Origin of the sequence: Alcaligenes sp., from assembly GCF_050255915.1 — a bacterium.
Lineage (GTDB): Bacteria > Pseudomonadota > Gammaproteobacteria > Burkholderiales > Burkholderiaceae_B > Alcaligenes > Alcaligenes aquatilis.
Genome location: NZ_JBFWIQ010000002.1, coordinates 47,983 through 59,920, shown reverse-complemented (window position 1 = coordinate 59,920; position 11,938 = coordinate 47,983). Strand labels below are relative to the sequence as shown.

Here is an 11,938-nt window from a genome sequence, read left to right as displayed (position 1 = left end):
TCAGTAAACGTCGCGGGCGTAGCGGCCCTGCGCCGAGAGTTCTTCCAACCAGCGTCGTGCCTGGTCTGCGTCCAATCCACCTTCCTGGCGGGCGATTTCCTGCAGGGTCTGGTGTACGTCCTTGGCCATTTGATTGGCATCACCGCATACATAAATGTGGGCGCCGCCCTGAATCCAGGCGTAAACATCGGCTGCTTTTTCCAGCAAGCGGTGCTGGACGTAAACCTTGTTTTCCTGATCGCGCGAGAAGGCCAGATCCAGGTGTTGCAACTGGCCGTCCTGCAAGGCGCGTTGCCATTCGGTCTGGTAGAGGAAGTCGGAGTGAAAGTGCGGGTTGCCAAAGAACAGCCAGTTGCGACCTTCGCCACCCTGAACGCTGCGCTCTTGTACAAAGGCACGGAAGGGGGCCACGCCGGTGCCGGGACCAATCATGATCACGTCACGGTTGCTGTCTTCAGGCAGGCGGAAACGTGTGTTGGGGTCGATAAACACCGGCACGGTATCGCCTTCGTTCAGGCGGGCCAGATAGTCGGAAGCCACGCCCCAACGATCTTGTTCATTGAACTGGTAGTGCACATTGGCCACGGTCAGATGCACTTCTTCATCTACCTCGGATTGGCTGGAGGCGATGGAGTACATGCGGGGTGCCAGGGGGCGCAAGGCTTGCACCAGCTCGGCAGCGCTCCAGGTGGCCGGGAAGCGTTCCAGTACGTCCAGCACTTGATGGGTCTTTAGCAGCTCTTGCAAGGTGCTCAAACCATCCGGGCCTACAGCGGTTTGCAGCACGGCATCGTTGTTGCGCTTGGCCAGTTCCACCAGGAAAGGCTTGGTCAGTTGTGTCAGCTCACGGTAGTGGCTAAGCCACGCTTGCAGCGTATGCGACTTGTCCTGAATGGTGACGGTGTCTTGCGGGTCCAGCTTCAAAGTCTGAATGACCGCTTCGACCAGCTTGGCATTTTGAGTAGGCCAAACACCGAGTGCATCACCGGGCTGATACTTCAGGCCACTGCCTTCCAGCGACAACTCGTAGTGATAGATATTGCGGGTGCTATCACGGCCCGTAATGCTTTGGCTTTGCAGTACGGTGGCCTGAAAGGGATTGTCGCGAGTGAAGGTGCTGCGAGTCTGGGTTTCCAGCACTGTAACGTTGCTGGACTGGGCGGCAGGAACTGTTGCCGCAGCGTGAGCCTGGTGATCCGTTTCCAGAAAACCGAAGGCCTTGTCTTGCCAGGGGGCGGCAACGGTATCAATATCCAGATCGGCCAGGCCTGCGTCCAGAATGCGTTCCGCCCCCAGAGCCAGCAGACGCTGATCAATCTTTTCCGCGATCCCACAGAACAGGGGGTAGCTGGAATCACCCAGGCCCAACACACCGAATTTCAGCTCGGGCAGTTTGGGAGCACGGGCACCGGACAGGAATTCGAAGAACGCGATGGAGTCGTCTGGCGGATCGCCTTCACCCTGGGTGCTGATAATGACGTACAGCAGACGCTCTTCTTTCAGCTCGCGCGTGGGGTAACGGTCGGCGCGCAGCAGGCGCACGGGGATACCGGCTGCTTCGCAGCGTTGGGCAAAGGCTTCGGCGACGCGTTGGGCATTGCCTGTCTGACTACCAAACACAATGGTGGCAGGTCGTTGGGCGGGCGCAGCGGCGGCGGGCACCAAAGACAGTTCAGGGGAAACAGGCGCTTGAGCGGGAAGGCCGGTGTGGCGTACTTGAGCGACACCGGCGAGATAGCCGGATAGCCAGTTCAGGGAAAGCGGATCGAGCTCGTCGGTAATGTGGGCAATCGCGGTGCGATTGGCCTCCGAGAGGCGGGACAGGGCGTGCATTCTGACACTCGCTTATATCAATAGTTTGTCCCATTCTAAAGAGCGGTATCAGGGCGACGAACGATCCGATTCTTATTTGTTTATGAATACGTCGGTTAATGAAAAAGGGGCATAAGCCCCTTTCATCCTGGTCTAAGCGTGTGTACCAGACGTGCTACGGACGCAGCTCCCGACGCAGGATTTTGCCCACATTGGTACGCGGCAACTCGTCGCGGAATTCGACACTGCGTGGGGCTTTGTAGCCGGTCAGGTTCTTGCGGCAAAAGGCGATCACGTCTTGTTCTGTCAGGTCAGGATTACGGCTGATGACATACAGTTTGACGACTTCACCTGCTTTTTCATCGGGAATACCGACGGCAGCGGCCTCGACAATATCCGGATGCTGGGCGGCCACGGCTTCGACTTCATTGGGATAGACGTTAAAGCCCGAGACCAGAATCATGTCCTTTTTGCGATCCAGCAGGAAGACATAGCCTTGCTCGTCCATATAGCCGATATCGCCCGTGCGTAAAAAGCCATCGCGATCAAAAACCTTGGCGGTTTCATCGGGGCGCTGCCAGTAACCCGGGGTGACTTGCGGACCACGAATGCACAACTCGCCCGTCTCGCCTAGGGGCAAGTCGTTTTGGTCTTCGTCGCGTATGCGTATGTCGGTCGATGGGATGGGCAGACCAATGGAGCCGGTGAACTCTTGTTTATCCAGCGGATTGATGGTGGCAGCGGGGGAGGTCTCAGTCAGACCATACGCCTGGGCCAAAGGTTTGCCTGTAGCCTCCAGCCAGCGCTGGGCGACCACTTCCTGCACCGCCATGCCGCCGCCCAGTGTAAAGCGCAGGGAGGAGAAATCCAGCTTACGGAATTCGGCATTGTTCAGCATGGCATTGAACAAGGTGTTCACCCCGGTAATGGCGGTAAACCGTATTTTGGACATGTCCTTGATCATGGCCGGAATGTCGCGAGCATTGATGATCAGCAGGTTTTCTGCGCCCAGGCGCAGGAATACCAGCAGGTTCGCGGTGAAGGCGAAGATATGGTAGAGCGGCAAAGCAGTGACAATGCAGTCGATCTGGCCTTCTTTCAGATTGGGGCGAATCCAGGCCAGAGCCTGGCTCAGGTTTGAGACCAGATTGCCGTGGGTCAGGATGGCCCCTTTGGCCACGCCCGTGGTGCCCCCCGTGTATTGCAGGCAGGCAATGTCATCGTGGGTCAGTGTGACGGGAGCAGGTGCGCGGCCGCGCCCTTGTGCCAGCACTGTCTTGAACGAGACGGAGTTAGGCAAGGACCAGGCAGGCACGCCTTTTTTAATGTGGCGCACCACCTGATTGACCAGCCAGCCTTTGAAGCCACCCAGGCAATCGCCCACGCTGGTCACAATGATTCGCTTGATAGGTGTTTCGTGTAAAACCTCTTGCAGCACGTGGGCAAAATTTTCCGCAATGATGATGGTTTCAGCACCGCTGTCTTGCAACTGGTGACGCAGCTCACGGGCGGTATACAGCGGGTTGGTGTTGATGATGGTGGCCCCACTGCGCAACACCCCATACAGGCTGATGGGGTATTGCAGCATATTGGGCATCATCAAGGCGATGCGGTCGCCTTTTTTCACGCCTTGGCTTTGCAGCCAACTGGCCAGGGCCAAGGCATTGGCCGACAGTTCGCGGTAGCTCATGCGTTTACCCATACTGATGTAGGCCGTGCGCTGTGCGAACTCGGTGCAGCTTTGTTCAAATACATCCAGCAAGGACGAGTACTGCTGGGCCTGATCTTCGATAGTGGCAGGAATACCGGCGGGGTAGTTCTGCAGCCAGACTTTATCCATGAAGCGCTCCAGGGCGAGTAGGTTCAAGACAATCCCAGCAGGGCCTTTTTGAGCGATTCTTGGGCAGGTTTTTTGCCTAACCAGATTTTCAACAAAGCAGGGGGCAGATTAGGGTGGGAGAGCTGACCTAAAACCTTGTCGTTAAACAGAATCGTGACCTGGGGGGTATTCATGTCCAGCACGATGATGTCGCCTTCTTTGGCTTGGCCAACTTGCCGCATCAAGTCTTCAAATTGCTTGATAACGGGGGCCAATTCCTGTTTTTCTGGATCTGTCAGGTTGCTGTGAATGCCGTCTTTCAGGGCATCGATCAGGGTTTGGGCGTCCAGGTCGCGTTTAAGAACCATCCGTACTTGATGCGGGCCGGGAGCCTGGATGATGGTGTCGGCATCCTGGGAAGGAGACGCGGTATATAGGGCGGCAACGTACACATTAAAAACAACTTTCTTACGCAGGCCTGCCCCATTCAGTTTCAGGCTTTGCTGCTGGACGGTGACCATGTCTGGTACGGTGACATTTGCAACAGTAGCCGCCTGAGCGGCGGTTAGCCCTAGGGACAGACTTAAAATCAGGGCGGCACAGCGGGGGGTGAACATGAAGCGATCCTCCGACAAATTAGCGTGATTGTGATTTCTGCTGGTAGAAGTGGGCGTCGGCAATATAGATGGTGCGTTCCACCGTGGTGTAGATCTGGCCTTCAGGGTCCTGGATCTGCACGGTAAATGTGGCTTCAGCCTCGTGGTATTGGTCTAGCTGTCCTCGTATGGCGTCCAGTTCGTCTGGATTGATTTGAAAGTTGGCATACAGTGTCTGGTAGCCTGGACGGCGATACTGAATCTCTGCATTCTTGTCCCAGACAATGACATGACGTTGCAAGCCAGCCAGAAGCATCGTGGCGTGCACGCCGTCGGTGATGGCAAACAGGGAACCACCAAATAAAGAACCATTGATGTTGCGAGTGCGTCGACGCAATGGCAGGCGGACGACGATGTGTTGCAAGTTCGCTGAAACTTTGTGGACCCGCCCGCCGGTTGCCCGGAAGGCGGGGTGCCAGTTAAAGCCCAGCTGCAAAAAGCGGGCACGCCATGCGGGGGGAAGGCGTGCGAGCAGCTCCATGCGGCGACTGCGGGCCATAATGCATCCTTAGAAGCGATAGCTGAACTGCACGCCCAGAATGTCACCACTGTTTTTGTAGGTACCGCGTGTCAAACCACGAGCGCCGACATCGGTGTTGTTATTCATATCGGTGTTTTTCAGGAACAAGTGGGTGTAGCCGATGTCCCACGTGGCGTTTTTGCTGGGACGGTATTGGGCACCCAGGGAAACCCAGTAACGGTCGCTGTCAGGCAGGGCGGTTGGACGGTAGTTCTTGTCGCGTACGGGCGATTGGTCCCACGCTACACCACCCTTGAACGTCCATTGTTCGTTGTAGTGGTAGTTGGCACCGAAGGCGACACGCCAAGCGTCTTTGAACTTCAGCTCCAGGCCGGAATCTTTGGCGCCGGGGCCGCTGTTTTCAATGGTCAGGCGTGGAATGCTGCTCCAGCCTGTCCAGGACACGTCGGCCAGCAGTTGCCAGCGCGAGTTCAAGTCGTGTACCAAGCTGACAATGGCGGTGTCAGGTAGCTTGATGGTGGCTTCGGCATCCCAGTTGATGTTGGGAGCGGGAATGCCGGCAGGGATGTTGCGATTGCGCAATTTGGTATCGCCGTCAGCCGTGACCTTGATTTGCGAGCGATAGGAGACGCCCAGTCGAGTGCTGGGGGTAATTTGATAGAGCAAACCAGCGTTCCAACCCCAAGCATCGCCTTTCATCTTGACGCGGGTGCTCATGTCCAGTGGGCCCAGTGCGGGATGGTAACCAACGGGTGTTGCCAGACGATAGTCTGCGTCGATGTGCAGCCAGTTCACACCCACACCGAAGGACAGCTGATCGTTGACCTTGTAGGCTACCGACGGGTTGACGTTGATGGTTTCAATGGCGAACTTTTCGGAGTGGTAACGACCAACCCAGCCTTCGTCGTATTCAGTCGTCAGACCAAACGGGACGCCAATACCCAAACCCACCCACCATTTGGGCGAGAGCTGGTGGGAGAGATAAATATTGGGAACAGCGGCGACTTTACCGGCGTCACCACCCGAACCGCCGGTGGCGGGACGGCTGGCGCCACCCGTCAGGGCCAGGGGGTCGGTACTGCCTTTATCGGTGAACTTGAACGTAGGTTTGATCGCGTTAAAACCTGCCGAGAAGTTCGTCTCGGGCAACAAGGTCATGCCAGCCGGGTTGAAGTAGATCGTGCTGGCATTGTCACCAATGGCGGCCGAGCCCGCGTAGGCATTACCCAGGCCGCTCGCATTCTGTTCTAGCAAGTTAAAACCAGCCGCTTGGGCTTGACCCATTCCCATGCTCATTCCCAGAGGAATCAGCAAGGCGGGGATGGTACGCAAAGCTACAACCGTCTTTTTCATGTCTCTTCTCCAAGGTATAGGTGCGACGTCTGACAGAGGCTTGGGACAGGTTTTAAAACACCTGTTTGTTTTCTATGGTGCATGACCTAGGCCAATCGGCGTATAGGTGTTTGTGCCAATTCGAACTAATTGCGTTGTTTTTGTGTTGCTTTGTAGTGCAGAGGACCTCCCCTGAATGGGGCAAAGCCCGTACCGAAAATGACACCTGCATCGGCCAGATCGTCGTCCTCCACAACACCAATGCGAACCTGGTGTTCGGTCTGTTCGACCAGCGGTTTGATCAAGCGGTCTGCCAGACCGTTTGGAACCGTTCCCGCAGGAGATTTCTGTGCTTTACCCTCTTTCCAGGTATAGAAACCTTGGCCGGTTTTTCGACCCAGTTCCTGACGGTCCAAATGGGTTTTCAGGCAAGCGGGCATGGCCGCCTGCTGGCTAAGTTGGGCACCGGCATCACGGGCAATATCCAGGCCTACGGTGTCGGCCAACTCAAGCGGGCCCATCGGCATGCCGAACTGCAACATAGCTTTGTCCACGGTGGCCGGATCCAGCCCTTCGTCCACGCAGCGCATGGCTTCCAACATATAGGGAGCCAGGACGGCATTGACCAGAAAACCAGGGCTGTCTTTAACGGGCAAGGGCAGTTTGCCAATCTGATTCACAAAGGCATAGGCGGCGCTGCGTACGTCCGGAGCCAGCAGTTCACTTTCCACCACTTCAACCAATGGCATACGAGATACCGGGTTAAAGAAGTGAATCCCTACCAGCCGTTCCGGATTGATCAGATTCAGGCTGAGCTCGGACAGGGGCAGGCTGGAGGTATTGCTTGCCAGCACAGCACCGGGTTTTAGCAGGGGCTCAATGCGGGTGTACAGGCTGCGCTTGGCATCAGCGTTCTCAAAGATCGCTTCCAGAACCAGATCTGCAGAAGGGATGCCGTGGCCGTCTGGGTCTGGAATCAAGCGATCCAGGGCGGCCTGTACCAGCCTGCGGTCTTTGAGACGACGCTGGAACAGCTTGGCAGCACGGCCTTGAGCCTGGGCGATGCGTTTGCGGTCCTGGTCTTGCAAGGTCACACGTATGCCTTTCAGTGCACATACGGCCGCAATATCGCCTCCCATGACGCCTGCACCGACTACATGGATATGGCTGATCTCTTGAGTCGATGAATGTTTGCCTATGCTTTTTAGTCGTTCTTGCAGATGGAAGACACGCAGCAGATTAGCGGCGGTGTTGGAACGGGTAATTTGCTCGATCAGCTCGGGGGCCTTCAAGGCATTGCCGTTGTGCTTCTCCCAGATTTCCAAAATGGCACGTGGGGCCTGATAGTGCTGATAGGGATCGCGCTTTTCTAGCTGCTTGCGTACTTGGCCCGCCACCAGGGGGCGCAACAGCTTGCTGTTCATCAGGCGTGGCAGACCTTTGGCACGACGTGGTTTTTTGCCACTCAGTACTTGTTTGACGGCGGCTTGTTTGGCCAGACGCACGGGAACGCAGGCATCGACCATACCCAGGCGAGCAGCCTTGCGGGCATCTACGCTCTTGCCACTGAGCATCAAGTCCATGGCAGCGGCAGGGCCTATATATTCAGGCAGGCGCAACATGCCACCCCAGCCGGGGAAAATACCCAACATCACTTCGGGCAGAGCCAGCCGTGTGTCGTCTTGATCCACGGTCAGGCAATAGCGGCAGGCCAGGGCCAGTTCCAGCCCACCGCCCAGGCAGTGCCCTTGTACCAGGGCCAGCGTAGGGTAGCTTTGCTTGGCCAGTTTGTTGAAAACGGTCCAGCCGCGTGTGACCAGTGCCAGCCCTTTTTCCGGGTTGTTGCCGTGTTCGGAGAACTCATCGATATCGGCACCGGCAATAAAACCGGCCGCTTTGCCGGAGTAAATAATCAGTGCTTTAGGAGGATGGCTGTTCAGGTAGTCCAGCGTCTGATTCAGTTCCTGCAGGACGGCTGCCGAGAGCCGGTTGACCGAGCTGCCCACGCAATTGATTTTCAGCCAGGCAATGTGCTGATCGTCCGTGTACAGCGTGAAGTTTTGCAAATCCAAGGTAGCGACGGGCATCATGATTCAGTTCCTTGCAGCGATTCGATCAGCATGGCGCCGCCTTGACCGCCGCCAATACAAATAGCGGCCATGCCCAGACGCAAGTTGCGACGACGCAGGGCATTCAAGCAATGCAGCACAATTCGGGCACCGGAGGCACCCACCGGATGACCAATTGCAATAGCGCCACCGTCTACATTGAGCTTGTCCATATCCAGCAGTCCCAACGCATCACGGCCCAGGTGTTGTTGGCACCACTGCTGATCGTCCCATGCGGCACGACATGCCAGTACCTGTGCTGCAAAAGCCTCGTTGATCTCCCACAAGTCCGGGCCATTTAGGGCCAGGCGGTTGCGCTCCAAAATAGGCGTCGCAGCAAAAACAGGGCCCAGGCCCATGGTGGCCGGGTCCAGCCCAGCCCATTGCGCATCCACAATGCGGCCAATGGGTTTGAGCTGATGTTCTTTGACGGCTGCTTCACTGGCCAGAATCAACAAGGCCGCACCGTCAGTTACCTGAGAGCTGTTACCGGCTGTGATATTGCCCCAGGGCGGGTCAAAGACCGGGCGCAGCTTGGCTAGTTTTTCGGGCGTGGAGTCTTCGCGCACGCCATCATCTTGCGGGTAGTTATTGCCGCGCGTGTCGCTCAACGGCACGATTTCTTCAAACGCGTTTTCTTGTTGTGCGCGTAGCGTCAGACGATGGCTGCGGGCTGCAAACTCGTCCATATCCTGACGGGTAATGCCAAATTCATGCGCCAGATTTTCAGCGGTCTGGCCCATGGACAACCCAACCACGGGGTCGGTCAGCCCTTTGAGCAGGCCGATGACAGGTTTCAAGTAGGACAGACGCAAACTGCGTAGGGCTTTCAGGCGGGCGCCGACACTACGGGCTTTGCCCCAGGTGGCGAGCCAGTGCACCATGTCATCGCTGAACAAGATGGGGGCATGGGATAGCGCATCAACGCCACCGGCCAGCACCAGATCCGAACGGCCAGTTTGAATGGCCTGTACGCCAGAATCCAGAGCCTGCATGCCCGAGGCGCAGTTTCGCATGACCGTCCAGCCGGGCACTTTGTGACCTGTGCCCAGACGCAGACCCAGAATCCGGCCGATATTGGTTTCATCGGGCGAGGGGGCGGCGCAACCCAGAATGACCTCGCTGAGTTGCGGGGCCTCAAAGGGTTGGCGCAGCAGCAACTCGCGTCCAGTTTGCACGGCCAGATCTCCAGCGGAGAAAGGGCCGGGCGCATTACGCGCTTTCAGAAACGGGCTGCGTGCGCCGTCAATAATATAGACCGGTTGAAAACTCATACTTGGCTCCCACTGGCGGCTTCAGCGGCAGGATTTTCCCGACGCAGATCGAAGGGGAAATCATCCACGGCAATAACCCGGTCGCGCACGATGTCGCGAGCCTGGATTTGTTCGTATTCCTGGGCGGTGATGCCACCGGCCTGGAAGACGGCTTCGGCCAGATCGCGCACGTTGGCTTTGGGGTTGTCCTGCAATTGACCACTTTTCTCGAACTGACGGATTTTGGCGTCAATATCACGAGTGTTCAGCGTCGCCAGCAAGGCGGCTTCAATCGCACCGACGGGTTCCATATCGTCGTCAGGCAAGTAAGTGTCGTAGGTCAGGCGATCACGAGTGGCACCGGGTTTGGTCAACAGTTTGGCAACGGTGTGATCCAGTTTGTCATCGGGACCCAGACGGCGCTGGCCCAGAGGGAAGACCAGGAAGCGCAGCACGGCCGCCAAAGGACGGTTCGGGAAGTTTTCCAGCACCTTGTCCAGGGCGTGTTGAGCGCGCATCAGGGCGTCTTGAGCCGCCCAGTGAGCCAAAGGAGCATCTTCTTGTTGACGACCTTCGTCCTGATAGCGTTTGAGCACGGCACTTAGCATGTACAGCTCGGACAGCACATCCCCCAGACGCGAGGACAGACGCTCACGCATTTTCAGGGATCCTCCCAGCACCAGCATGGACGCGTCGGCCAGCAAGGAGAAGGCGGCGCTGTAACGGCTGGCCTGGCTGTAGTAGGTGTGCATGGCCTTGGCGGTGCCGGTAGGGCCACTTAGCAAGCGCCAGCCACCCAAACCCAACCAGAAGGAACGGCCCGTGTTAGCCAGGGTGTAGCGAATGTGTGCCCAAAACGCCTGATCAAACTTACGCAAACCGGCTTCACGATCAGGATCCAGCGCGGCTGTCATTTCTTCCAGAATGAAAGGATGGCAACGGATCGCGCCTTGACCAAAGATGATCAGGCTACGCGTCAGAATATTGGCGCCTTCCACTGTAATACCGACGGGGATCTGTTGATAAGCACGGCCCAGAAAGTTGGAGGGGCCAAGGCAAATACCTTTACCGCCAATCACGTCCATACCGTCGTTCACCACAATGCGACCACGTTCGGTGACGTGATATTTGACGATGGCCGAGACCACGGAAGGTTTCTCGCCCAGGTCCACGGCAGCAGCCGTCATGGTGCGGGCGGCATCCATGGCATAGGTATGGCCAGCAATGCGAGCCAGTGCTTCTTCCACACCTTCGAACTTGCTGATGGCGCTGCGGAACTGGGTACGCACAGCGGAGTAACCACCCACGGCGCGGCTGGTCAGTTTGGCCATGCCGGTAAAGGAGGAGGGTAGGGAGATGGAGCGGCCGGCAGCCAGACATTCCATCAACATGCGCCAGCCTTGGCCAGCCATGTCGGGACCACCAATAATGAATTCCAGCGGCATGAACACGTCTTTGCCACGGGTGGGGCCGTTCATGAACATGGCATTCAAGGGGAAGTGACGGCGACCGGTATCGACACCAGGGTGGTCGCTAGGGACCAGGGCGCAGGTAATGCCAATGTCTTTTTCGCCACCCAGCAAACCGTCCGGGTCATAGAGGCGGAAGGCCAGACCCAGCAAGGTGCACACCGGAGCCAGCGTGATATAGCGCTTGTCCCAGGTGACGCGCATGCCCAGCACTTCCTGACCTTCCCATTCGCCTTTGCAAACAATACCTACGTCAGGAATGGAGGCGGCATCGGAACCGGCCCAAGGGCTGGTCAGTGCGAAAGCGGGAATGTCACGGCCATCTGCCAGACGGGGCAGGTAGTGTTGCTTTTGTTCGTCGGTGCCGTAGTGCAGCAGCAGTTCAGCCGGGCCTAGCGAGTTGGGCACCATCACCGATACGGACAAAGCCGAGTTGCGGGTGGAGAGCTTTGCCACGACTGCCGAGTGCGCTTGCGCCGAAAAACCGCGACCGCCGTATTCCTTGGGAATAATCAGGCTGAAGAAGCGGTTTTCTTTCAGGTAATTCCAGACCTCGGCAGGCATGTCGAAGTCTTCCTGGCTGACTTGCCAGTCGTCAATCATGGCGCAAGCCACATTGACTTCATTGTCCATGAACTGGCGCTCTTCATCGGTCAGCCGGTAGGCTGGATAAGAGCTCAGGGTATTCCAGTTGGGTTTGCCGCGAAACAGTTCACTTTCCCACCAGACCGTACCCGCTTCCAGCGCATCGCGCTCTGTTTGGGACATGGCAGGCAAAACACTGGAAAAAGCGCGGTAGATTGGGCGGCTTATCCACTTGGTGCGTAGATTCCGGTTTTTGAGAACGTAGACGCAGCCAAGCACTAGCACTATCAATAGCAAGGTCACAAACATGGCAACTCCGGACTAGCTAAGAAAAGAAAAAAATGCCCCCACGCTGCGCCTTCGGCTTGCTGCCCTTAAAAGAAGGGCGTGGTTCACCTTGGTGTAGCTTGGTGGTCAGGACCG

The 11,938-nt window shown here is 57.2% G+C and carries 8 protein-coding genes; all 8 read right to left on the bottom strand.

From position 1 onward, the window contains the following. The 8 genes from AB7E06_RS02525 to AB7E06_RS02490 all read right to left on the bottom strand — a co-directional run bounded on the left by AB7E06_RS02525 (window position 1) and on the right by AB7E06_RS02490 (window position 11,824). Entirely contained in the window at window positions 1-1,833 is a 1,833-nt protein-coding gene (locus AB7E06_RS02525; RefSeq protein ID WP_108728310.1) for an assimilatory sulfite reductase (NADPH) flavoprotein subunit, read from the bottom strand. A gap of 154 nt (window positions 1,834-1,987) precedes the next feature. Beyond that, a complete protein-coding gene (locus tag AB7E06_RS02520; RefSeq protein ID WP_427954971.1) occupies window positions 1,988-3,652 on the bottom strand; it encodes an AMP-binding protein in 1,665 nt (554 codons plus the stop codon). A 23-nt stretch (window positions 3,653-3,675) separates the two neighbouring features. Next, the gene (locus AB7E06_RS02515) at window positions 3,676-4,248 is read right to left on the bottom strand and encodes a chalcone isomerase family protein (protein ID WP_108728312.1); all 573 of its coding nucleotides are present in this window, start codon (window positions 4,246-4,248) and stop codon (window positions 3,676-3,678) included. 19 nt (window positions 4,249-4,267) lie between these two features. After that, window positions 4,268-4,786 carry a DUF4442 domain-containing protein gene (locus AB7E06_RS02510; RefSeq protein ID WP_094198163.1) on the bottom strand — a complete coding sequence of 173 codons (519 nt, stop codon included), beginning with the start codon at window positions 4,784-4,786 and terminating at the stop codon, window positions 4,268-4,270. Window positions 4,787-4,795: 9 nt separating this feature from the next. Continuing rightward, window positions 4,796-6,121 carry an OmpP1/FadL family transporter gene (locus tag AB7E06_RS02505; RefSeq protein WP_108728313.1) on the bottom strand — a complete coding sequence of 442 codons (1,326 nt, stop codon included), beginning with the start codon at window positions 6,119-6,121 and terminating at the stop codon, window positions 4,796-4,798. A 125-nt stretch (window positions 6,122-6,246) separates the two neighbouring features. Beyond that, entirely contained in the window at window positions 6,247-8,190 is a 1,944-nt protein-coding gene (locus AB7E06_RS02500) for a 3-hydroxyacyl-CoA dehydrogenase NAD-binding domain-containing protein (RefSeq protein WP_427954968.1), read from the bottom strand. Continuing rightward, the gene (locus tag AB7E06_RS02495; RefSeq protein ID WP_346549140.1) at window positions 8,187-9,482 is read right to left on the bottom strand and encodes an acetyl-CoA C-acetyltransferase; all 1,296 of its coding nucleotides are present in this window, start codon (window positions 9,480-9,482) and stop codon (window positions 8,187-8,189) included. Before AB7E06_RS02495 ends, AB7E06_RS02500 begins: the two co-directional genes overlap by 4 nt. Continuing rightward, on the bottom strand, window positions 9,479-11,824 hold the full coding sequence (locus tag AB7E06_RS02490; protein ID WP_427954966.1) for an acyl-CoA dehydrogenase: 2,346 nt from the start codon (window positions 11,822-11,824) through the stop codon (window positions 9,479-9,481). Before AB7E06_RS02490 ends, AB7E06_RS02495 begins: the two co-directional genes overlap by 4 nt. Window positions 11,825-11,938 lie beyond the last annotated feature (114 nt).